This window comes from Psychrobacter sp. DM8 (assembly GCF_051307025.1).
Taxonomy (GTDB): Bacteria; Pseudomonadota; Gammaproteobacteria; order Pseudomonadales; family Moraxellaceae; genus Psychrobacter.
Genome location: NZ_CP195538.1, coordinates 1,758,431 through 1,781,095 on the forward strand (window position 1 = coordinate 1,758,431; position 22,665 = coordinate 1,781,095).

The following is a 22,665-nucleotide window of genomic DNA, read 5'->3' on the forward strand; positions in this document are numbered from 1 at the left end:
AGCATAACGAATAACTAGGCGTCCGCGTCTACAAGCTCAATATGACCTGTCAGGTGCGGCTTGTCGTTTTTGGCACTATAGAGACCAAATACGCACTTGTCTGCTGCGTCGTTAAGCTTAGCCACAGGTTCTGAGATCAGCTCTACTTCTGATGGCAAAAATATTGGTAATTTAAAAGACACCTCAACCTTACAAGCATCAGGCAAGTCAGCGATAAGCGCCAAGCTCTTAGCCTTTGACCACATACCGTGGGCGATCGCTTTTGGAAAGCCAAACGCGCGTGCAGACAAGGGATGCAAATGAATAAGATTAAAATCTCCTGAAACAAAGGCGTAACGGCGACCGATATCCTCTGGCACCTCAAAAACACTGTGCACGCCCTCTTCATCGATCATCGGCTTGACAGTGACAGGACGCGGCGCACTCTTTTTGCTTTTGCTGCTAGATGTTTTGCCGCGAGATAGATACGTTGATGTGCCCTCCCAAGCGACATCATCCCCTGATTTGACAGTCGTCACAAAGTCAAACTGCTGACCTTGATTGTGTTCACGTAGATTGGCAAACGCCACAGACATAGTCACCGTTTCGCGCTCACCAATAGGACGGTGCTGAGTGACACTATTGTCTACATGGACAAGTCCTAGCATCGCAAAAGGAAAGGACTCTTTGACCATCATATTCATCTGTAGCGCTTGTGATAGCACTGCAAAATAGGTAATCGGAATCTTGCCATTGTCCGCAAAACCGCAAATCTTGCGATAATCGTCTAGATTGCTTTGATCGATATGCAAGTTCTCGACATGATAAGTGGCGTTTGGCAATGAGTCTTTGCTGGCCTTTTCACCAGTAGGCAGCAAGCTTTTGATGATATTGGCGTAAGTAGTATGCGCTTTTGGCAACGCATCATAATATTTGTCTGACATAAGTCAATCCTAATAAGGCAAGGTTTAAATATAATAAGCTTAAATACAAAAAGTAAAGCAAGAGCAAATTTGGTAGATTAGGCTGTGTTTTTATCATAAAAAAGCCACCCTAGGGCAGCTTAATTTATATTTAATAGTAATAATTTGTGATTTTGTAAGAATATAATAAAGGTTATCAATAACTTATATTATTATTTCTCAAAATAACTTTTTATACAACCCGTAAAGTATACAACAAGCAAACGCTTATGCACCGAGCAGGCTTTGACCACAAACCCGTACAGTATTGCCATTAAGACCACCAGAGGCAGGTGATGCGAACCAAGCGATAGTTTCGGCTACATCAACTGGCAAGCCGCCTTGGCTCATAGAGTTCATGCGGCGACCTGCTTCACGAATAGCAAATGGAATCGCTTCTGTCATTTGCGTCTCAATAAATCCTGGCGCAACAGCATTGATCGTCATGCCTTTATCATTGTTATCCAACTGCTTAGCTGTCGAATTGACAAGGCCGATAACGCCCGCTTTTGAGGTCGCGTAGTTGGTTTGACCCATGTTGCCTGCGATACCTGAGATTGACGAGACGCAAACGATACGCGCATCCTCATTGAGTACCTCGTTATCAAGCAAGTAGCGATTGATTCGAGCAATACTACCTAAGTTGATATTGATTACCATATCCCACTTTTGCTCATCCATCTTGGCAAGTGTCTTATCACGAGTGACGCCAGCATTGTGGATGACAGCATCAAGTCCGCCACGTTTTTGCGCCGCTGCCGCAATCTCTTGACCTGCGTCTTCGCTTGTGATATCGACCGTCAAGACTGAACCACTGATTTCGCTGGCGACTTTTTGCAAGTCCGCTTGCTGCTGCGGAACATCGAGGCAGATAACATGGGCGCCTTCACGGGCTAGAACGCGAGCGATTGCCTCACCGATACCACGGCTTGCCCCTGTCACTAGCATGGTTTTGCCGCCCAAAGGCTGCGTCCAATCGATATCAACTGTATTGCCTTCGCTTACACGTACGACTTGTCCTGAAACATAAGCTGAGCGCGCTGAGGTAAAAAAGCGCACCGTTGAATCTAGGTTGTCCTCAGCGCCTTCATTGACATAGATGAGCTGCGCTGTGATACCGCGCTTAAACTCTTTGCCCACTGACTTGATAAACCCTTCAAGCGCGCGCTGCGCTAGTGCCGTTTCGATATCGTCGATAGACTCAGGCGGACGACCAACAATAATCACGCGACCTGACTTCTCGACCCGGCGAGCAACAGTATGAAAGAACTCATAAACCGCTTTGAGACCTTCAGCGTCGCTTATGTTGCTAGCATCAAATAACAAGATTTTGAATTTATCATCCCCGCCAGTGTTACCCTTCGCCTCAACGCCTGCATCAGCTAAAGCGTCTTTGATATCGTCGCTGCTATTAACGAATACTTCAGCATGCAGCTCAGATAAGATACGTGCGATTGATACACTGACGCGGCTATCATCACCTGCCGCACGGCCTACGAGTACGCTACCTCGTACTAGGCGCTGACCACTCTCAAAACGATCAAGAGTGACAGGCTGCGGTAAGCCTAAATTTTTTGCAACTTTTTTGCCTAATGAGGATTGAACAAAATCACCGTAACGGTCCGACATAGTATGCTCCGATTAATAAATATAAAATAATGAATAATATCAATGAAAAGATATCTTAATTATCATTTGTAGAATACCTTCTCACTGTATTTAAACAAAATATGAGTAGATAGCCTATTATAAACTGATAATTTGCCTATTTATGCCCAGTTTTATAGACACGGCAGTTACTATCTGTTGCTTTAAAAGCGATAAGCTTATGTTAAAATAAACACAACAAATTATAGCTAACTGATTTAGATATAACAATATGTTATCAAAGTTGCCTATCAATAGTGGTTACAATTGCTGTTTACGTCCATATTTTAAATAATATGGACTAAGTATAAGTATATAAAGATGACCTATGAGATATAAACTCTTCAGTTTGCTAAACAGCTACACGTAATATTCAAAAAGTCACTATCATAGGCACCATTGATAGCTACAAGATCACAGCACTTAGTGTTATAAGTGCTCTTTTATTTTTAACCTACAAGTATGAGGACACCGTTATGAGCGACAAAAAAGACAGCCCTATCGTTGAAAGCACCGTTGTAAAAGGCAATGCTACAACTGACACAAACGCTACTAACAGCAAAGACACAGCCAAAGCAAGTGATTCAAAATTTGATTCTATCGCTGATCTTAAGCAAGCGACAGATATCGTCGATAGCGACGGCAAACCTGTAGACACTCAAGCCCAAAGCGCTGACGCTGACAAAAAAGCGAAAATTAAAGCGGATATTGCAAGCGAAAAAGCGGCAACTGAAGACAGCGAATCAAACGCAGCTCCAGCTAAGCCGGCTGCAAAAGATGAAGCTAAGACTAAGTCTGATAGCAAAGCAGACACAAAGCCTGCGACTAAGTCAAAAGCGGAAGCTAAACCAAAAGCGGAAGCTAAGCCTGCAGCAACTGACAAAAAAGACAGTAAAGACGATAAAGCTGCTGACACTAAAGCTAGCAAAAAGTCTAGCGCCAAGCCTAAGAAAAAATCTAGCGCTAAATTAAGTACAAACCAGCAGCGTGTTGCCGTTATCGGTGGTAATCGTATCCCATTTGCACGCTCAAATGGCACCTACGCCGATGCTAGCAATACAGACATGCTAACCGCAGCCTTAAATGGTTTGATTGAGCGCTTTGACTTACAAGACGAAGTACTCGGTGAAGTGGTTGCAGGCGCAGTCATGAAACTTAGCCGCGATATCAACTTGACGCGCGAATCTGTCCTTAACACAGCGCTTGATCCGCACACACCATCATATGATATCTCGCAAGCTTGTGGTACTGGCTTACAAGCGACTTTTGCTTCAGCGAATAAAATCGCTTTGGGTCTTATTGACTCTGCGATTATCGGCGGTGTGGATACCACATCAGACGCACCTATCGCTATCGGTGATGGCTTACGTAAAGTCATGATCAAATTAGGCGCAGCCAAAAACAACAAGCAGCGTTTAAAGGCCTTGATGGGTCTAAATCCAAAAGACTTGATCGATGCGCCGCAAAATGGTGAGCCGCGTACAGGTCTATCTATGGGCGAGCACCAAGCGATTACTACCCTTGAGTGGAACATCAGCCGCGAAGCCCAAGACGAGCTGGCCTTTAACAGCCATCAAAACCTTGCCCGCGCTTATGACGACGGTTTCTTTGATGATTTGATCACCCCGTATAAAGGTCTGACTCGCGATAATAACTTGCGTCCTGACACCACTAAAGAGAAATTGGCCAAGCTCAAGCCTGTATTTGGCAAAAGAAACGCCAACCCGACAATGACTGCTGCCAACTCAACTCCGCTGACTGATGGCGCCTCATGTGTACTGCTAGCTAACGATGAGTGGGCAAAAGAGCACGGTCTTAAGACTTTGGCTTATATCGTTCATCAAGAGACTGCTGCCGTTGATTTTATTGGTAAGTCAGGCACGACAGAGGGCTTACTGATGGCGCCAGCGTATGCCGTACCGCGTATGCTTGAGCGTGCAAATCTTAGCTTACAAGACTTTGACTTTTATGAGATTCATGAAGCCTTTGCCTCGCAAGTACTCTCAACGCTAGCGGCTTGGGAAGATGAGAGCTTCTGTAAAGAGCGCTTAGGACTAGACGCACCACTAGGGTCAATCGATCGTAGTAAGCTCAATGTCAACGGCTCATCACTCGCCGCTGGTCACCCGTTTGCTGCAACTGGTGGTCGTATCTTAGCCACTGCTGCCAAACTGCTTGATCAAAAAGGCTCAGGCCGCGCGCTAATCTCAATCTGCGCTGCTGGTGGTCAAGGTGTGACTTGTATCTTAGAGAAGTAAGTTACTCTTTAAGTTAATAAAGCACTGTTAGATTTTAAATTACCCTTCAATACTTTGGAGGGTATTTTTTTGTCTAAAATATATATTACAAAATAGGGTGACTACAACGTCAAAGCAACAAGTAGCAAATCGTAGCCTGTTTAAAATTTTGTTGATAGATATGCTAGAGTAAATCAAGACGATGATCTTTTAGCATAAGATAATAAAGCGCTATAAAGGAGTAAATAATAATGGCGAAAATACCCTCAGCAATCGACCCAAAATCGCTAACGACGCAAGAGCAAGATGAGCTAAGTCACGCTGAGCAAGACAACTTTATCGAGCGTATGGACAAAGAGGTGTTCAATGATGAGCTGCGGCGCAAAATGCACGAAGACTTAATCGACACCTATGATGAGGAGGTTGAGAACGAAATCGATGACTATATGCGTGATTTTCGTTTTGATGGCTTTGAGATGAGCGATCAAGACAGGCTCGATCGTCGCCTGTATTTTCAAGAATTAGTACGCCTGCAGCGCGAACTGATCAAACTACAAGATTGGACGGTTGATCGCGGTGAGCGCATCGTGGTGATATTTGAAGGGCGCGATTCGGCGGGTAAAGGCGGCGCGATTAAACGTATTACTCAGCGTCTTAATCCGAGGGTCTGCCGAGTCGCTGCTCTGCCAGCGCCAACTGAACGTGAGCAAACGCAGTGGTACTTTCAGCGCTATGTAGCACACCTGCCCGCTGCAGGTGAGATTGTATTATTTGATCGCAGCTGGTATAACCGCGTCGGCGTTGAGCGAGTCATGGGGTTTTGTACGGACGCGCAGTATGAGGAGTTTTTTCAATCGGTACCTGAGTTTGAGCGTATGCTAGTACGCTCAGGGATACGTCTGGTCAAATACTGGTTTTCGATTACTGACGATGAGCAGCACTCGCGCTTTATGAGCCGTATCCATGATCCGCTTAAGCAATGGAAGCTCTCACCAATGGATTTGGAATCGCGCCGGCGCTGGGAGGATTATACCAAAGCGAAAGAGACGATGTTTGAACGTACCCATATACCAGAGGCACCGTGGTGGGTGGTTGAAGGCAACAGTAAAAAGCGTGCACGCCTTAATTGTATTGCTCATCTATTAGAGCAAATTCCTTATAAAGAAGTGCCGCGCGCAGAAGTTGAACTGCCTGAGCGCAAACGCGATAATGAATATTACCGCGAGCCTATCCCTGATGATATGTATGTACCGCCACGTTATTAGACGCCTATCTTTTACATCGTATAAGTCGATTGCAAACTATCAATTTTGCCTGCTAGTAAACGTTCAACTTCATTCTTAATTCTTTGTCCAGCAGCATCAGTGCCAATTTGTACCGCAAAACCTGCGGGACGGTTGGCCTGCGCTTTGGTATTAATCCAAACGACTTTACCATTCATCGGCAAACGCTCGTTTGAATTGGGCAAAGTCACGGCAATGAACACCTCATCACCTAACTGCTGAACCCGATTGGAGGGCACAAACAAAGCGCCATTACTGACAAAGGATAAGTAACTGGCATATAGCGTTGCAATGTCTTCGATATGACAGGTTAAAATACCGCCGCGTCCAGGCATAGCCATTGTCAGCTCCTCAAAGGTAGGGTTATAAACTAGGGCGTGTTGAACATTCAACCATGGCACTGCTGATCGCTAAAATGGTTCCAGACACGGCGCAAGTCGAAGATAATGTCTAGACCTTAGCTTAACTTGCAACACAGTATGAGGCAATTTTAGCATCAGCCTGAAAGGACAGGACTCTTTTTTGCCGCTCCTTTGATAAAAATAGACGCTTAGAATGACTAAACTTACTATTTTTATCTTTGAATCGACTAAAAAATAGTCTCTGTCAGTGCGTATTTGTGAATTATCAAACACGCCCTAAATAGATTTAAGAGTAAAGTAGATGCTGTTGCGGTTAGCGTTACAACTGCGCAAGCTCTTGCATCAGCTTATCATAAGCAAATTTTTCTTGCACGTTTTGCTGTAGGGCGACTTTGCTCTCTTGTAGGCTAAGCGCAAACTGGTTTAGCGCATTATCGAGCGGCTGATACTTTGCAAGTGTGACCGACAGATCAATATCTTGCTGCATACTCTCAAGCCCAAGACTGATACGGCGCATATCCAGTAGCATCAGCTCTGATAGTCTGATGAATTCGGTAATACTGAGCTGAGACTGCCAATAATCACTCGCCGCTGTACTGCTGCGCTTGCCTGCTCGCAGTGCCTGCCAGACAGTTATCCATAGCGCACGTTTATGATACCAAGGCGCTTGTGCAAGCATGATCGCTGCTAGTGGCGCGCCATTTGCTAGCTGTAGTAGCTGTTCAATAGCATCATCTGTTACCGCTTCGCGATTGATAGTACCGCCCAACGCTTCTTTGACATAGTCAAAAGCAAGTTTATGATCGATAGTCTGTAGTGGTAATTGCTGTACGCGGCTTTTTATCGTTGGCAGAAGCTTTGCTGGCATGTCGCTGATCAAAATAAGATGTACCTGAGATTGCGGCTCCTCTAATGTTTTGAGTAGCGCGTTTGCCGCTGCAATGGTCATCTGCTCGGCATGATCTAAGATACAAATACGCATACCCTGCCCGCCTTGATAAATAAAAGGTTGCAGCGCACGAATATCATCAACTTTTATTTTTAGCGCCGAAGCACTCATCGCTTTGGCAGACTTTGTGCTTTTAGGTTTGCTCTCTTGCTGATTATGCTCGGCGCTCACTGGCAGGCTTATTAAGGGTAACACCTGTAGGCTTGGATGGGTGCCAGATCTAAGCCATTGACAGCTCTCGCACTGACCACAGGCCCCTAACGGATGCTTGTGTTTCTCGTAACAAAGCAGCCAAGCGACCAGACGCCACACAAAGGCGCGCTTGCCCATACCTGACATGCCGGCAGCTAAAAGTGCATGCGGTAGCTGACCTGATGACACCGATACTCGCTGGGTCAGCTGCGTCCACAACTCATGTTGCCAAGGCAGTAGCGGCGCAAAGTAAATGGCGTCTGTCGCTTTTGTTATGTCCGTCATATTTACTATGTTATCCCAGTGCCCAGTTGTCCTACAGCTTAAACGGTAAACTCACTTTATTACTACTTAGGCTATTTTAGCAGTTATAGCCTAGTGCTTTGAAATTCGTCTAAACTCATCGCATTTAATCGATCGAGATCCTCTTGAGTATCTACCCCTGCTGGTAGTTGAATCCTCGCGGCGGCAATAGCGATATGACCACCATTCTCCATAATGCGTAGCTGCTCTAAACTCTCAAGTCGCTCAAGTGGCGTTTGCGGCCAGCTTACAAACTGCTGTAGTAATTTGACGCGGTACGCATACAGACCTAAGTGGCGACTGGCCGCTTTGGGTATTGATACATTTGGACAGCTACTCTCACCTGTCAAACTACTCTGTGCTAACGCCATATCACGATCATATGGAATGGGCGCGCGGCTAAAATAAAGCGCACGCTGCTGATCGCCGTGAGCATGATTAACCACCTTGACTACAGAGGAGCGCATAAAGGTATCATAGTCCTCGATAGGCTCATACAAAGTCGCCATAACGCTATCGCTATCTGCTACCAGCAAATCTTTGACTTGCTCTAGGAGTAGCGGCGGCACTAGCGGCTCATCGCCTTGCATATTGATGACGATATCACGATCCGCCCAGCCTTTTATTTGAGCAACCTCAGCTAAACGATCTGTACCTGATACGTGCTCACGGCTGGTCATAACCACCTCAAACCCAGCATCCGTGCATACTGCCGCAATACGCTCATCATCGGTTGCGATACACATATCATCAGCGAAATGAGCAGCCTTTGCTTTTTGCGCAACCCACAGTATCATAGGCATCCCGTGTATCATAAGTAGCGGCTTACCTGGCAAGCGCGTACTCTTAAACCGTGCTGGAATGACAATATGCGTTTTGGCGGCTGGCAAGTTAGTCGTCATAAGTGACTCCTATGATATGGCTTAATGATTGAAGGTGTTTGGGACAGTTATATTTAAAGCCTGTAGCTGGCGATGTAGCATTTGATAACAACTATCAGATAAGACAGCGCTTACAGGCAATACCCATAATCTATCGACAAGCGCTTGCTGCTGGGTGCTTAAGATTTGCTCTTGCATCAGCAACGCTCTTATCTTCACCGCATCTTTACTAGTGACAATGATAGGATGATCTTGATACTCAAATAGCTCAACAAGACTAAAATCATAGTGATCAGGATAAGGGTGTTCAACAACCTCAAACCCAAGTGTCTTTAACGTCTCAAAAAAGCGTTTGGGATAACCGATACCGCTGACGCCGTGGACGGGCTGGCCAGCTTGAGGAGTAGCGCTCAATCTTCTACTATTGGGCGGCCATAAACGCTGTAACTTAGCAGGCTGCAAACTCATTGTCAGTGATAAGGGCTTGTCTAGAGATGTTACCTCACTAGGCTTTTGATGGTGGATCACGCATGCACCCTGAAAGCGCGACATCGGCTCACGCAAAAACCCTGTTGGGAGCAATTGCTGATTACCAAAGCCGCGACTGTCATCAACCACTATCCACTCAATATCACGCTGCAATGCATAATGTTGCAAACCGTCATCAGCGATTATTAGCTGTGTGTCGGGATGCGCCGCTAGTAATGTCTCAATCGCTTGCTGGCGATTGGGGCATACCGCCATCGCAACCTGCGTGACGCCAACGATTAAGCAAGGCTCGTCACCAACTAGGCTTGGATTGCTATCTGCTTTAACTAGTGCTGGCATTTGGCTACTATCACCGCCATAACCTCGGCTGATGACCCCAACTTTTATATCCTGATTCTGTAAATACTTAACCAAAGCAATAATCAAAGGCGTTTTACCACTACCGCCTACGGTGATATTACCGATAACCATAACAGGAATAGGCGCACGAAAACTCTTAAATATACCTAGTTTGTATGCTTGGCGGCGCAGTAGCATGAGCAGGCCGTACAACCAGCTTAGCGGCAATAGTAACCAAAGCCAAGCCGCTTGGCGCTGCCAAGCCTCTGTCATTGTTTTCTCAAGGCTCATTTGAGACTATGCTCGGTGTCATTATCGTAAGTATTGCCATGGTATTTACTTTAGTATTAACCTTATTCAAAAATATTATTCACAGTCACGCTATTCAAAGTCACGCTCATACATCTGTGCGTAGTATCCTTGCTTATCCATAAGCTCACTATGAGTACCTAACTCGACGATCTGACCTTGATCCATCACCGCGATACGATCGGCAGATTCAATGGTCGTAAGCCTATGCGCAATCACTAATGTTGTACGGTTTTTCATGACATTATCGAGCGCCTGTTGAATATAGTACTCGGACTCGTTGTCGAGCGCACTGGTGGCTTCATCTAATATCAGTATCGGCGCGTTTTTTAGTAGCGCGCGTGCAATAGATAAGCGCTGACGTTGACCGCCAGAGAGCTGCAATCCCTCAGCGCCAATCTCGCTTTGATAACCCCTTGGCATCGCGGTGATAAAGTCATGAGCAAAGGCATCTCTCGCGGCTTGTTCGACCTCAGCTTGCGTCTTATTAGCCAGACTACCATAAGCAATGTTATTAAATATTGTGGTATTAAAGAGCACGACTTGCTGATTGACAATAGCGATTTGCGCGCGCAGACTCTCAAGCGTAATGTCTTCGATTGCCATGCCATCCATAGTGATTTGACCTGAGGATGTGGTCAAAGTGCGCGTAAGCAAATTAACCAGTGAGGACTTGCCAGCGCCGCTACGCCCAACCAAAGCGACCGTCTCACCTGATTTGATATCTAAACTAAAATTACTCAGCGCTACCGTTGAATCAGGATAGACCAAACCTACCTGATCTAAATGGATATTCCCTGACAATTTTGGGCTAAGTGTACCTGTATCCGCCTCTTCTGGCTCATCAAGTAGCGCAAATATCGACTCACCTGCAGCGATACCTTTTTGCAGCTTTTGATTAACGTCTGTCAAAGAGCGCACAGGCTTGCTTAGCAAACCTGCAGCGGCGATATATGAGATAAACTGACCCGCCGAAAAACCGCTGATAACTTCAGGACGTAGCGCCAGCCACACCACTACTGCCATCGCCATCGCCATCAAAAGCTGCACTGCAGGCGTATTGATGCTGTTGGTGACAACGATTTTCATACCTTGGCGTAGGTTTTTGAGTGAGGTGGCATCAAAACGCTTTGACTCGTAGCTTTGACCGCCGTAGTTTTTGACCACATGGTAGCCGCTGATGACCTCGTTTGTGATATGACTGACCTCGCCCATGGTCTGCTGAATGCTCTTTGATAGCTTTAGATAGCGCTTCGAGGCGATTCGAATGAGCAATAAGATAGGCGGCAATACCAAAAATAAGATTAAAGTCAGACGCCAATTGCTATAAAGCAAAAAACCCATCAAGGCGATAACAGTCAAGCCATCACGTAATAGAGTCTTAAGCGAGTCGGTACTGGCAGCGGTCACTTGCTCGACATCAAAGATGAGTTTGGAGGAGATCGTACCCGCTGGATTGGCTAAATAAAACGCGCTTGGCAGACGCAGCAATTTATTAAATACCTGCACGCGTAGCTTATAAACCAAGTTTCGCGATACCAAAGCAGTAAAATAATTACCCAAAAAACTGCCTATACCGCGTACTAAAAATAATAAAACAATCAGTAATGGAAACAAGTTTTGTTTGGAGCGATCGCTTTGATTGATAGCATCTGTGATGTACTGCAACAGTTTAGCGACCCAGATCTCTGTCCCTGCATTGATAGCAAAGCCTAAAACAGTGAGCATAAGTGCCCACCAATAAGGTTTTAGGTACCTAAGTAAGCGTAGTAGCGTCTTATGTTTGGGTACACTATCAGGCTTGTTTGTCAACACTAAGCGCTGTTTGCTCAGTGTTTTTTTGCGACTAGGTTTAAAAGCTTGGCTCATAAAAGCCTCAGTTTTGATATAAAAATGCATTGCCCTTGTATGACAAGGCTGACGTGATTATAAAGATATAAAGGTATAAAACGCTCATCATTGATAATAGCTAAAGTATACTCAGTCAATAAATCATTGCGGTATAGGCTGACCTTGCGGCACAACCGTACTGATATTTAAGTTTAAAAACCCAAGCTTACCTGCGATATCCATAACTCTGACTACAGATTGGTGGGTTGCATTGCCGTCAGCCGCTATCACAAACAACAGGTCACGGTTACTGCCAGCCTCTTGTTGCAGCATGCTTGTCAATTCAGCTTCACTGCTATTAGCTAGACTAATACCGTTGACTAAGTAACTGCCATCCTCTTGTACAGCCACCTCGATGCTCTGTTTTTGCTCTGCTTGCGCTACCCCTTGCGCTTCTGGTAGAACCAAATTTAGACGACTATAATGATTAAATGAGGTCGCAAGCAGTAAAAATACAATTAAGAACAGCAAGCAATCTATCATAGGCGTCAAGTTAATCTCAAGCGGCTCGACAGTAGGTTTTCTAAAGCGCATAGTGGTCTCTACATGGACTAAATTGCGTTGATCGTATTATTATCAGCGTGCAGCACTTTATTAATAGCCTGACTCATATTGACAGCCCTTTTAGTGAAGACTTTGTTTGATGAAGAATCTAACAACTGATAATCGTATAATTCCTGCACCATAAGGCCCGCTTGAGTTTCAAACTGCGCATTGATATCAATGATACGGCGCTGAAAATAACGATACGCCACTAGTGCTGGTATCGCGACGATCATGCCAGCCGCTGTAGTGATTAATGCTTGTGACACCCCAGCTGCGAGCAATGTCGGATCTTGCATGGCGTTATCTGTAATCGCTAAGAACGAGGAGATAATACCTAAAACTGTACCTAACAAGCCAAGCAGCGGCGCAATAGCGCCTATAGTACCGAGCATATTGATGTTTTTTTCTAATTGATGTATTTGCACGCTTGCACGGTTTTGCATATGCATGGTCATAGATTCAAGCCCATACTGACGATAGAGCAAACCCGTTGCTAGGATATCACCTAGGGGCGTTTTTTCTTTGACATTTATCAGTTGCGCGCGCTTGATGTCGCCATTATCGCGCAAACGGGTAATGAGCTGTTCGCGTAACCAACTGGGAGCAATTTTGCCGACCTGTAAATTATAACTGCGCTCGATGATAATAATCAGTGCCACTATCGAACACGCCACTATAGGCGTCATTAGCCAACCGCCCGCCGTTACCAGCTCCCACATAACAACTCTCGTATCAGATAATTAGATAGTAATAACTATAATAGGCATCAAAAATCGAGTATTAAACCGGTGATGTTAGCCTGATTTAAGGTATAAAAAGCGCACGTTAGCGCTGCGCCTCTATATATTTGATGATAGCGGCAAGCTCATCTTGGTTGTGAAAGATAATCTCAACGCTACCTTGCCCGTCTTTTTTGTGTTTGAGTTTAACCTCAGCACCTAGTGCGTCGGTTAAGCGCTGGGTCAATCGCTCGGCATCATGAGCGGGTGCTGACTCGCTGCGATCAGCTTTAGGCGTAGGTTTGAGAATAGATTTGACCAGTTTTTCAGCTTCACGTACGGTCATATTACCGTCGATTATTTTTTGGGCGATGATAGGCTGCTGCTCTGATGACAGCGCAAGCAAGGTGCGCGCATGACCCATATCAAGAGCGCTATTAGCCAGATGATCTTTGACCGCATCATGTAATTGATTGAGCCGCAGTAAGTTTGAGACTGTTGTTCTTGCCTTACCCACGACCTCGGCGATCATGGCATGACTCATACCAAACTCACTATGAAAGCGTTGCAAAGCGGCAGCTTGCTCAATGACAGATAGGTCTTCGCGCTGAATATTTTCAATCAAGGCTAAGGCAATAGCGAGCTCATCAGACAGCGCGCGCTCTATTGCTGGAATGACTGTTTTACCTGCCATTTTAGCCGCACGCCAGCGGCGTTCACCTGCGATGATTTCGTGCGTAACGATATCGTTGCTTTTGTTTTCTGTGGCAAGTAGCGGACGGATAACAATAGGTTGCATGATACCGTGCTGCTCAATTGAGGATGCCAGCTCGGTCAATGCCGTCTCACTCATATCACGGCGTGGCTGATACTTACCCGCTTGCAATAAGCTGACCTCTATTTGCACCAAGCTAATTTGGTCTTCAGCACCACCTTTATCTTTATAAGTCTTGTTGTTAGGACGCGGCGCTCGGCTACCTATATTGGCAGCAGCTTCTGGTTTTTTACTATCTAGCTCTACACTATTTACTAGCTCCAAACTATCTACTAGCTCTATGTTCTCTGACTTTATATTGGTGTCGGTATCCGCTTTAGACTTTTTATTGCTTTTAAGCTTAGACTGGGCCGGCGCTTGAGTACTTGAGGTAGCCTCTGGCAAAACGTCATCACGTACAACCGTATCATCTTGTAAGGCGCTGGCGGTGATTTGCTTTTCTTTTTTGATTGACCCAAGCAGGGCATCAAGGCCTCTATTGGCAGCCAATCCACGTTTCTTCGCCATGATTCCCAATTCCTCTAACACTAAAATAAAAGCTCGATTATAACCGATAATAAATGAAAGCGGCGTTTAATGACAGAAAAACGATGGCAATATTATTTACCAAGCATTCACTTAACCCAGCTTTTGGATGAATCAATCTCACAAAACATCGTTTTGATGCTGTCAAAAACCATTGATGTTTGCGAGTAGATAAAAGTCGTGCTTTTATTTGCTTTGTTTGATGACTTCTGCTGCCAGCTTTTGATAAGCGCGCGAGCCCTTAGACCATCTCTCGTAGGCAATAACTGGCATACCGTGAGCAGGCGCTTCTGCTAAGCGTACGTTTCTTGGAATATGAGTCTTGTACATGATATCGCCAAAATGCGCCTCAAGCTCAGCTGAGACATCGCGCGCCAAAGTGTTTCGCGCATCGAACAGCGTTCTGACAACGCCGCGGATATATAGCTTTGGATTAAGCTCAGTCAAGCGCTCAATGGTTTGTGATAAGTCAGCCAAACCCTCTAACGCATAGTACTCGCACTGCATAGGGATGATGACACCATCTGTTGCGACTAAGGCGTTAATGGTCAACAGGTTCAGACTTGGCGCGCAGTCCATGACGACGTAATCATAAGGTTTGCTTTGAGTATTGGCTTGATGATCACTCAAAGCGCTCATTGCCGTTTTTAGCAGCTCATGACTATTGGTCTGTCCCATCAACGTGGTATCCATACCTGCAAGCTCGCGATTGGCACCGATGACATCGAACCCAGCAGGACTCGTCACCAAAGCGTCCTGTAGCAAAACGCCATCGAGCAAAACATCCGTGATGCTCAGCGACAAGTCATTTTTGTCAAGTCCGGTGCCAGAGGTTGCATTGCCTTGTGGGTCTAAATCAATCAAAAGAACCCGTTTGCGTTTAGCAGCAAGGCTTGCCGCCAAATTCACCGCTGTGGTGGTTTTGCCAACGCCGCCTTTTTGATTGGCAATTGCTATGATTTCCATAAACTCACTCAGTATTATTAATATAGGTCTATATCTTACAAACGTGTCATCTCAACTAAATGCCGACTGTCATGCAATCTTGGGACATTTAGTTTTATAGTATTAACGTGCCATTCATTTTCTAATTCTTGTAGCTCTTCTTGAGTTGGCGCTTTGCCTTTCATCGCGCACAAGCGGCCTGTCGCCTTCAATTGTGGCTGCGCTGCACTGACAAAGTCATGTAAGCTGGCAAAAGCGCGTGAGGTCACCACATCGTACTCGCCGTCATGCGCCTCAATACGAGAAGCGATAGGCTGCACATTGCCAAGTCCAAGCTCGCTGCTGATTTGCTTTATAAAGCGTATCTTTTTTTGATTGCTATCTAAAGCTATGCACCGGCGCTCAGGCTGACAGATGGCGATAATCACCGCTGGCATACCCGCCCCAGTACCAATATCAAGCAGCGAGCCTGCTGGCAGATGCGGTATAATCGCTAAGCAATCGACAATGTGCTTAGTTAGCGCCTCTACAGGATCGGTAATAGCTGTCAGATTATAGGCTTTGTTCCATAATAATAGCTTATCTAAATATAGTAGCAAGGTGCGCTGATCTAAGGCGGATATGTCTAATGCTAACGCTTGTACTGATTCTGATAAAATGCCAGCAAGCTTAGGCAGTTGCGCGCCTATCTTGACGAAACCTGTACTATCAAGTCCAGAAAAACCTGTAGGGTTATGCGCATTTATAGCGGGCTTGGCAGTAGCGTTTGAGGATGCTGGCATAAGACGATGGGTCCGATTTTGTCGTGTGAAACTCTCATTTTATCACGAGGGTTGCACATTGAATAGTTTGACATTGCGCTGATGTCCGTCATCTTATACTATCTTTGGGATTATTGATGCGTTATTCGTTTTTTAGTCCTATCATAAATGACATATACTGACCTCTCATACTCTATTTTATAAAATAATTTATATTGTTTTGCCGATATAGCTTATATTAAAAAGTCGTTACGCTAATAAGTAGTCGCTTAAAGAATCTGCTATGCTAGAACGTATTTGACGTTAGAGCCTAATGCTTTGTAACGCTTGCCTATTACCTACTATTATCTATTGGCTATGCCTGACAGATAAGCCTAAGACGAAACCTAAAACTTTATGACTCAAACCTTAATAGACGACACATTAGCGCCTAGCGCTGAGCAATCAGGCGACGCGACTATCAAGCCTCACCCTATTTTTATCGACGTTAAAAAGCGCTGCCAGCTCAGCTCTGATCAGCTCAAACGCTATAGCAATCATAGAGTGCTCCCCAAAGATACTCGCGCAGCGCCTCCTTTAGATATTGGCTTTGGGCAGCAGCGTGCATTAAAAGCCTTGCGTACGGCGCTAGATATTCAAGCGAGCGGCTATCATGTGTTTGCCGCAGGTGAGAATGGCTTAGGCAAACGTACGATTATCACCCGTTTGCTCGCGCGTAGTGCTGCTCGTGCGCCAACCCCTGATGACTGGGTCTATGTGTATAATTTTTCAGACCCACGCACTCCTATTGCTCTCACCTTACCCGCAGGTCAGGCACCTGTATTGCAAGAGCAAATCAGTACCCTTTGGCAACAGGCTAAAAAGCGTTTGAGTCAGCGCTTTTACAGTGATCAGTATCAAAGCCAGATTGAGGCGATCAAAAATGACGCGCACGCGCAAGAGAGCCAAGCCTATGATGCGCTCAATGCTGAGGGTAAACAGTATGATTTAGCATTGACTTTTCGCCCCTCTGACAACAAAGCGATGTTTGTACATCCAAGTCAGTTGGCAACACAATCCTTAAATGATACAAATGTTATAGACCCTCAACAAGATACCAGTATTGAGCTAGATACTAAAGAGTATGCGTCTACAAGCTCTGATAAACCAAAAACCCTTGATACATCAGCTGAGGATTACAACAATACACGGCGCAATTTTGCCCAAAAAAATCACATGCATAAGCGCTTAAGCCAATTAACGATTGCTCTTGAGCGCTTAGAAGATGATGCCAATGACGCCATAGAAGCCATGCACCGTGATATTGCAACGCGCACGCTACAGCCCCTGTTTGCGCCTATTCAAAAGCAGTTTGAAGCCCTGCCAGCGGTAGGCTCATACCTGACGACAATGCTCGCCGATATGGTCAACCATGTAGAGCGAATCGTAAACGCCGATGATGAGGAGTTTGTCACCGCCCTCCTTGCGACAACGCCGAGTCGTTACGCGGTCAACGTTATGGTGACGCACGTGCCTAATAGCGGCGCGCCTGTGGTATTTGAGGATCTGCCGACGCATCTTAATCTATTAGGTCATGTCGAGCAAATCACTCAGTTAGGAACCGTTACCACTGATGTCAGTATGATTCGCGCAGGCGCCCTACACCGCGCCAACGGCGGCTACTTGCTGCTTGAAGCCAGCCACGTCCTTGAGCATCCTTATGCGTGGCAAGGACTCAAACGCGCGTTGCAATCACGTAAAATCAAGCTCTCAAGCCTAGAGCAAATGCTGACCTTGACCGGTAGCTTGTCCTTAGCGCCCATGCCTGTAGATTTGAGTGTCAAGGTGATCTTGCTGGGTGAGGCTGATCTATATTACGAGCTATTAGAGTTAGAACCTGAATTTGATGCGGTATTTAAAGTACGCGCCGACTTTCATGATGACGTAAAACGCACTCATGAGCATGAACTGGCTTTGGTTGCCAAGATGGCAGATATTATAGATTACGCAGGACTTTATCCGTTCGACAGTAGCGCGCAAGCGGCTTTACTTGAGCACTTGAGCCTGCAAGCTGAAGAGCAAGACCGTTTGAGTCTGCACAGTGATCGGCTAATCAAACTGCTTCATGAGTCTAATCGTCATGCGCGCCTTAATAACGAAACCTTAGTCGATGCCACGCACGTCACCGAAGCGATAGCCGATATGGACGAGCGCTCAGGCTACCTGCGCGATCTATACTGGGATGAGCTTAAAAACGGTCAGCAGCTTATCAAGACTCAAGGAGTAGCCGTTGGTCAAGTCAATGCCCTCACCGTCGTCAGCTACGCCGATAGTGAGTTTGGTATGCCTGCGCGCTTGACCGCAGTTATCCAGCCCAATATAGGTACTGGTGAGATTTTAGATATCGAGCGTGATGTTGATTTGGGCGGTAGTTTGCATGCTAAAGGCATGCTGATTATGACCAGCTATTTACGCGCGCTCTTTAGCCAGCACCATGCGCTAAACTTTAGTGCCTCCCTCGCCTTTGAGCAAAGCTACGCGCATATCGATGGCGATAGTGCGACCGTTAGCGAAGCTTGCGCGCTCCTATCTGCCCTAGCCGACGTGCCGATCGATCAAGCGCTTGCCATCACAGGTTCGATGAATCAGCTGGGCGAGGTGCAAGCGGTTGGTGGTATCAATGCCAAAATCGCAGGGTTTTTCGATGCCTGCCGCGAGCAAGCTCTAACCGGACAGCAAGGCGTCGTCATCCCTATGGCAAACGGTCAGCAGCTCATGCTACGTGATGATATCATTGAGGCAGTTGAAAATAAGCAGTTCTCAATTTACGGTGTTCATACGATCAACGAAGCCTTGACACTAATGACTGGCCTGCCTATCGACACCCTTAATAAAAAGAAGCGCTACCACAAAGACACCTTATTTGGCAAAGTCCTACGCCGCTTAATGCTCTGGGATGACAATCAAAACGATGACGTCGCCGATGATAGCGTATCAAAAAAAGAAGCTAAAAAGAGTAAAAAGAAGAAAAAACAAAAACGTCAAAAAAAAGAGCAGCAAGCCATACAAGAAGACGCTCAAAACGAAAAGCGGATTAAAGATTTAAGTGATAAGGAACAAGAGTAAGCACCGCTGTACCACCTAGTCAATAAAGATAAACCAGCAAAGCTACGCAAGCAAAGCTATGCAATCATGTCTAGACGCTCTCACTCTTTTCTGCGATGATAAATAAACGAGCACTACTGTTTTTTATAAGCGCATAACACTTGCAAACTGCCAGCGACTTAATAACTTAGTAACTTAATAACTTTGACCTCATAACAATTAAAACAAATTGATAAAGGTATTTACCAATGACTGTGTCTCAGACAGAGAGCCTACAAGCCGATACTCAAGCCATTGTTAAAGACGACAATACGGATAATCGTCATGGCGCGGCAACTACTGCGCGGCAATGGCAAGTGCTGTCACAGTTGCAACGCAATCGCTGGGTAGGGACTACGCACGTATATGAGCAGCTGGTTTTGGCAGGTTTTGATATCAGTTTGCGTACGGTACAAAGAGATTTAAATGCCTTGGCAAAACGCTTTCCTATAGAAAAAAATAATGCCAATCCGCAAGGCTGGCGCTGGCGTGATGATGCTCCGCTGCAAAGCTTACCGCATATGAACCTATCGCAAGCGGTCGCCTTCAACATGGTTGAGGCCAATCTTACCCAACTACTGCCGCCCGCTATTTTAGATGAGCTATTCCCCTGGTTTGATTTGGCGCGGCGCCAGCTCAAAAACAGTAAAGTCACTCACTCTTGGATAGATCGCGTGCGTATTGAACCTGCGACCCAGCCTCTAATTGCGCCGCATGTTGACCTAGAAAGTAAAGATAATATTTATCATGCGCTGTTTTATCAGATGCAGATAAGAGCTTGCTATACGCGTAGCAACAAGTCTGAGGCGAGCGAATATATTCTCAACCCTATCGCTATTATCCAGCGCGGCGTCATTATCTATATGCTCGCAACCCGCACGGATGACCCTGAGATGATCATACGCACCTTTGCCCTACACCGCTTTGAGAGCGTTGAGATTTTAGACACGCCATCTGTCACGCCTGAGGGTTTTGAGCTTGACAGCTACCTTGATGCAGGCGGTATGGGCTTTACCCATCATTTGCTCAGCCAGCTACCAGATCACGGCAAAAACACTCAAGTTGAGCTGAGATTTACCAAAAGAGCGGGTAAAAGCTTGACTGAAAGCAAACTGAGCGTGGATCAGACGGTCACCGATAATGACGACGATACGTTGACGATTAAGGCCACGGTCAATCTAACCTCGCAATTGGTCTGGTGGCTACGCGGATTTGGTAAAGGACTCATTAGTGCCAAACCTGATTTGCTATATCAAGCGGTACTTAACAAAGAATCAGTAGATAGCCTGCGATAAGCGCTCTACTTGCTGCTAATAAACAACACTATTTAATAAAAAAGGTTAACCATGTCTACCCCTTATGCCCAAGTTACCCCGCCCCTATCAGACAGTCTGAGCGCTTTAGGATTAAACGCTGAAACTTTGTTTTTTGCTTTAAATTATGAGTTCACCAAAGTTGAGACCAAAGGATTACTCAAGCGTTTTAAAAAAAACCAAGACGCTATAGATCTTGATATTGCTTGCGTGCTGTATGACAAAAACTGCACTATCGACGATATCGTCTGGTTTAAGCAATTACGGGACAAAGCGGAGTCCGTCAGGCATCAAGGAGACAGCCTAAACAGTAAAGATCGCGGCGATCAATCCTTGTACCGCGCGCCGCTTGATCAAGAACAAATTCGCCTAGCGCTCGCCGATATACCAGAGCATATCGAACATATTGCCATGCTTGTCAGCTCCTATCACGGTCATCCGTTAGGTAAGCTCAACGCTGGTGAAGTGCATTTAAGTGATGATGAAGGCAACCGCGCCTTTGAAGTTAATTTAAGACAATCTCCTCGCGATTGTAGCGCCGTATGGATTGCAAGTTTACGCCGAGGTATAGAGGACTGGCATTTAACTTTGCAAAATCTACCGCTAGATGAGCACGATATCCCAAAAGCGGCGCAACTAATAGCACATGAGCTTGCCCGCGTACTACCCATGCCGCTAGCACCTGTGTCGTCAGAATCAGGCGGCTAATGCCTGTCAACAATCGCTCTTAGTAAGTACAAAAATGAGCATAAAAAAGGTGAGACATTTTAGTGTCTCACCTTTTTTATGTATGACAGATTCGATTACTCAAGCGGCTCACCGCAGTGCGGACAAAAATTCTTTTTGCGCATCTCTTTTTCTCGGCGCTCAAGCTCTTGCTCACGCAGCACCTGCAAGACAATATCTTGAGCCTGCTCACGATCGAGTCCAAGCTCGCGGCGAATCTTATCAATCATGACCTGATTTTGTACCAAATCAAAATCACTATCTACCAGCTGCTCACGAAAATCCTGTTCCAACTCATCTCGGCGCTGCGCCAGCTCGTTGGCAAGGCCCGTCGCCAAAATACCTGCAGGCAAAGCGGCCAAGCCTACACCCAATATAGTGATAATCGCGCCTAGTATCTTGCCTGCGTTGGTGATGGGCGTAACATCGCCGTAGCCGACCGTGGTCAAAGTAACCACCGCCCACCACATCGCCTTAGGTATCGACTCAAACTCTTCTGGCTGCGCGTGGTTTTCGACCAAATAAATACCACTTGATGCAGTGACAATCATAATAATTAAAATAAAGATGACCGCTTGAAACGAGCCCTTTTCTTTACTAATGACCACCAGCAAAATGCGCATTGAGACAAAATAGCGGGTTAGTTTTAGGATTCTAAATAGACGCAAGATACGTAAGAAACGCAGATCTATGGTGACAAAAAAGTTTAAAAAGGCGGGCGCAATGGCGACCAAGTCGATAAGCGCAGACGGGCTTTTGAGCCACTCCCAGCGCTGTCGCCACGTGGTATTATCAGGCTTTGCTTCAGCCACGCTCCATAGTCTTAGCAAATACTCAATAGAAAATATAACGATGGAGAAGTTTTCAAATAACGTAAAGTACTCTTGATAAGGATAGTACAAATGATCTACAGACTCAGCTATGACCGCGGCGACGTTGGTCATAATCAAAACAATCAGGAAGTAATCGACGTAACGACTTAGCCAAGTATCGTGTTCATCATTTTGTAAAATATTATAGACAAAATGACGCAAGCGCCGTACAGGTTGGAGTAGCATGCCGTTCCTATGCGGTATAACACCGATCTAGTTTATAGTTGAGTCACTTTGAGAGTATTTGCTACTAGTATTTGTTTTACGTCGCCTCTGTCAGCATAAGTAAAATCAATATTCGTAGAATAAATGAGTTTAGATTTGATAGTAAGCGCTATCAATAAAATATCATATAAATTAATATTTTGTTGAAATCGTTATAAAACGTTTTGCTTGAATATTTTAAAGCAAATAACATCGAGCTTACCTTTTATTTATACAGATGCAGCGTAGTAAACGTAGACCAATACAAGCAAGACAAAAACAGTGACTATCAGACCAAATTGCAAGACACGATGATCAATACTCAAATTGCGAC

Annotated in this window: 18 protein-coding genes; 5 read left to right on the top strand and 13 right to left on the bottom strand. The window is 45.5% G+C overall.

What is annotated here, in order from left to right:
• Positions 1-14: 14 nt before the first annotated feature.
• Both ACR64J_RS07495 and ACR64J_RS07500 read right to left on the bottom strand, forming a co-directional pair.
• The gene (locus ACR64J_RS07495) at positions 15-923 is read right to left on the bottom strand and encodes a MaoC family dehydratase (protein WP_435949098.1); all 909 of its coding nucleotides are present in this window, start codon (positions 921-923) and stop codon (positions 15-17) included.
• Positions 924-1,169: 246 nt separating this feature from the next.
• A complete protein-coding gene (locus tag ACR64J_RS07500; RefSeq protein ID WP_435949100.1) occupies positions 1,170-2,570 on the bottom strand; it encodes a 3-oxoacyl-ACP reductase in 1,401 nt (466 codons plus the stop codon).
• A 1,016-nt stretch (positions 2,571-3,586) separates the two neighbouring features.
• On the opposite strand from ACR64J_RS07500, the gene ACR64J_RS07505 reads away from it, so the two are divergent.
• Both ACR64J_RS07505 and ppk2 read left to right on the top strand, forming a co-directional pair.
• Positions 3,587-4,846: an acetyl-CoA C-acetyltransferase gene (locus ACR64J_RS07505; RefSeq protein WP_435951051.1), complete on the top strand. Its 1,260-nt coding sequence runs from the start codon at positions 3,587-3,589 to the stop codon at positions 4,844-4,846.
• Between the two features lie 230 nt (positions 4,847-5,076).
• Positions 5,077-6,090, top strand: coding sequence for a polyphosphate kinase 2 (gene ppk2, locus ACR64J_RS07510; RefSeq protein WP_435949102.1), 1,014 nt, complete (start codon positions 5,077-5,079; stop codon positions 6,088-6,090).
• Between the two features lie 11 nt (positions 6,091-6,101).
• Here the strand turns inward: ppk2 and ACR64J_RS07515 are convergent, their stop codons facing one another.
• The 10 genes from ACR64J_RS07515 to rsmG all read right to left on the bottom strand — a co-directional run bounded on the left by ACR64J_RS07515 (position 6,102) and on the right by rsmG (position 16,114).
• Positions 6,102-6,449, bottom strand: coding sequence for a PilZ domain-containing protein (locus ACR64J_RS07515; RefSeq protein WP_435949103.1), 348 nt, complete (start codon positions 6,447-6,449; stop codon positions 6,102-6,104).
• Between the two features lie 340 nt (positions 6,450-6,789).
• The gene (locus ACR64J_RS07520; RefSeq protein WP_435949104.1) at positions 6,790-7,896 is read right to left on the bottom strand and encodes a DNA polymerase III subunit delta'; all 1,107 of its coding nucleotides are present in this window, start codon (positions 7,894-7,896) and stop codon (positions 6,790-6,792) included.
• Positions 7,897-7,979: 83 nt separating this feature from the next.
• Complete coding sequence (gene kdsB, locus ACR64J_RS07525; RefSeq protein ID WP_435949106.1) at positions 7,980-8,816, bottom strand: 3-deoxy-manno-octulosonate cytidylyltransferase; 837 nt, start codon at positions 8,814-8,816, stop codon at positions 7,980-7,982.
• Positions 8,817-8,837: 21 nt separating this feature from the next.
• Positions 8,838-9,914: a tetraacyldisaccharide 4'-kinase gene (gene lpxK, locus ACR64J_RS07530; RefSeq protein ID WP_435949108.1), complete on the bottom strand. Its 1,077-nt coding sequence runs from the start codon at positions 9,912-9,914 to the stop codon at positions 8,838-8,840.
• 90 nt (positions 9,915-10,004) lie between these two features.
• Positions 10,005-11,801: a lipid A export permease/ATP-binding protein MsbA gene (gene msbA / locus ACR64J_RS07535; RefSeq protein ID WP_435949110.1), complete on the bottom strand. Its 1,797-nt coding sequence runs from the start codon at positions 11,799-11,801 to the stop codon at positions 10,005-10,007.
• Between the two features lie 123 nt (positions 11,802-11,924).
• Positions 11,925-12,356 carry a biopolymer transporter ExbD gene (locus ACR64J_RS07540; RefSeq protein WP_317199009.1) on the bottom strand — a complete coding sequence of 144 codons (432 nt, stop codon included), beginning with the start codon at positions 12,354-12,356 and terminating at the stop codon, positions 11,925-11,927.
• A gap of 17 nt (positions 12,357-12,373) precedes the next feature.
• Positions 12,374-13,087 (bottom strand): MotA/TolQ/ExbB proton channel family protein, encoded by a 714-nt coding sequence (locus tag ACR64J_RS07545; protein ID WP_435949112.1) that lies wholly within the window; start codon positions 13,085-13,087, stop codon positions 12,374-12,376.
• Between the two features lie 106 nt (positions 13,088-13,193).
• On the bottom strand, positions 13,194-14,369 hold the full coding sequence (locus tag ACR64J_RS07550; protein WP_317199011.1) for a ParB/RepB/Spo0J family partition protein: 1,176 nt from the start codon (positions 14,367-14,369) through the stop codon (positions 13,194-13,196).
• A gap of 204 nt (positions 14,370-14,573) precedes the next feature.
• Positions 14,574-15,353 carry a ParA family protein gene (locus ACR64J_RS07555; RefSeq protein WP_435949113.1) on the bottom strand — a complete coding sequence of 260 codons (780 nt, stop codon included), beginning with the start codon at positions 15,351-15,353 and terminating at the stop codon, positions 14,574-14,576.
• Between the two features lie 35 nt (positions 15,354-15,388).
• A complete protein-coding gene (rsmG, locus tag ACR64J_RS07560) occupies positions 15,389-16,114 on the bottom strand; it encodes a 16S rRNA (guanine(527)-N(7))-methyltransferase RsmG (RefSeq protein ID WP_435949115.1) in 726 nt (241 codons plus the stop codon).
• Between the two features lie 375 nt (positions 16,115-16,489).
• Between rsmG and ACR64J_RS07565 the strand changes: the two genes are divergently transcribed.
• From ACR64J_RS07565 to ACR64J_RS07575, 3 genes are all read left to right on the top strand, one after another.
• Positions 16,490-19,198 carry an AAA family ATPase gene (locus ACR64J_RS07565; protein WP_435949117.1) on the top strand — a complete coding sequence of 903 codons (2,709 nt, stop codon included), beginning with the start codon at positions 16,490-16,492 and terminating at the stop codon, positions 19,196-19,198.
• A 227-nt stretch (positions 19,199-19,425) separates the two neighbouring features.
• Positions 19,426-20,511: a helix-turn-helix transcriptional regulator gene (locus ACR64J_RS07570; protein WP_435949118.1), complete on the top strand. Its 1,086-nt coding sequence runs from the start codon at positions 19,426-19,428 to the stop codon at positions 20,509-20,511.
• Between the two features lie 51 nt (positions 20,512-20,562).
• The gene (locus tag ACR64J_RS07575; RefSeq protein ID WP_317199016.1) at positions 20,563-21,237 is read left to right on the top strand and encodes a TerD family protein; all 675 of its coding nucleotides are present in this window, start codon (positions 20,563-20,565) and stop codon (positions 21,235-21,237) included.
• A gap of 95 nt (positions 21,238-21,332) precedes the next feature.
• Here ACR64J_RS07575 and ACR64J_RS07580 read toward each other — a convergent pair whose 3' ends face one another.
• On the bottom strand, positions 21,333-22,313 hold the full coding sequence (locus ACR64J_RS07580; RefSeq protein ID WP_317199017.1) for an ion transporter: 981 nt from the start codon (positions 22,311-22,313) through the stop codon (positions 21,333-21,335).
• Between the last annotated feature and the right edge of the window lie 352 nt (positions 22,314-22,665).

What these genes read in the sequence shown, in the direction of transcription:
- ppk2 (WP_435949102.1), top strand. Translation starts at nt 5,077, where the DNA reads ATGGCGAAAATACCCTCAGCAATCGACCCAAAATCGCTAACGACGCAA.
- ACR64J_RS07495 (WP_435949098.1), bottom strand. Translation starts at nt 923, where the DNA reads ATGTCAGACAAATATTATGATGCGTTGCCAAAAGCGCATACTACTTAC.
- ACR64J_RS07545 (WP_435949112.1), bottom strand. Translation starts at nt 13,087, where the DNA reads ATGTGGGAGCTGGTAACGGCGGGCGGTTGGCTAATGACGCCTATAGTG.
- lpxK (WP_435949108.1), bottom strand. Translation starts at nt 9,914, where the DNA reads ATGAGCCTTGAGAAAACAATGACAGAGGCTTGGCAGCGCCAAGCGGCT.
- ACR64J_RS07580 (WP_317199017.1), bottom strand. Translation starts at nt 22,313, where the DNA reads ATGCTACTCCAACCTGTACGGCGCTTGCGTCATTTTGTCTATAATATT.
- ACR64J_RS07515 (WP_435949103.1), bottom strand. Translation starts at nt 6,449, where the DNA reads ATGGCTATGCCTGGACGCGGCGGTATTTTAACCTGTCATATCGAAGAC.
- ACR64J_RS07570 (WP_435949118.1), top strand. Translation starts at nt 19,426, where the DNA reads ATGACTGTGTCTCAGACAGAGAGCCTACAAGCCGATACTCAAGCCATT.
- ACR64J_RS07500 (WP_435949100.1), bottom strand. Translation starts at nt 2,570, where the DNA reads ATGTCGGACCGTTACGGTGATTTTGTTCAATCCTCATTAGGCAAAAAA.
- ACR64J_RS07565 (WP_435949117.1), top strand. Translation starts at nt 16,490, where the DNA reads ATGACTCAAACCTTAATAGACGACACATTAGCGCCTAGCGCTGAGCAA.
- ACR64J_RS07520 (WP_435949104.1), bottom strand. Translation starts at nt 7,896, where the DNA reads ATGACGGACATAACAAAAGCGACAGACGCCATTTACTTTGCGCCGCTA.
- kdsB (WP_435949106.1), bottom strand. Translation starts at nt 8,816, where the DNA reads ATGACGACTAACTTGCCAGCCGCCAAAACGCATATTGTCATTCCAGCA.
- ACR64J_RS07540 (WP_317199009.1), bottom strand. Translation starts at nt 12,356, where the DNA reads ATGCGCTTTAGAAAACCTACTGTCGAGCCGCTTGAGATTAACTTGACG.
- ACR64J_RS07575 (WP_317199016.1), top strand. Translation starts at nt 20,563, where the DNA reads ATGTCTACCCCTTATGCCCAAGTTACCCCGCCCCTATCAGACAGTCTG.
- ACR64J_RS07555 (WP_435949113.1), bottom strand. Translation starts at nt 15,353, where the DNA reads ATGGAAATCATAGCAATTGCCAATCAAAAAGGCGGCGTTGGCAAAACC.
- rsmG (WP_435949115.1), bottom strand. Translation starts at nt 16,114, where the DNA reads ATGCCAGCATCCTCAAACGCTACTGCCAAGCCCGCTATAAATGCGCAT.
- ACR64J_RS07550 (WP_317199011.1), bottom strand. Translation starts at nt 14,369, where the DNA reads ATGGCGAAGAAACGTGGATTGGCTGCCAATAGAGGCCTTGATGCCCTG.
- msbA (WP_435949110.1), bottom strand. Translation starts at nt 11,801, where the DNA reads ATGAGCCAAGCTTTTAAACCTAGTCGCAAAAAAACACTGAGCAAACAG.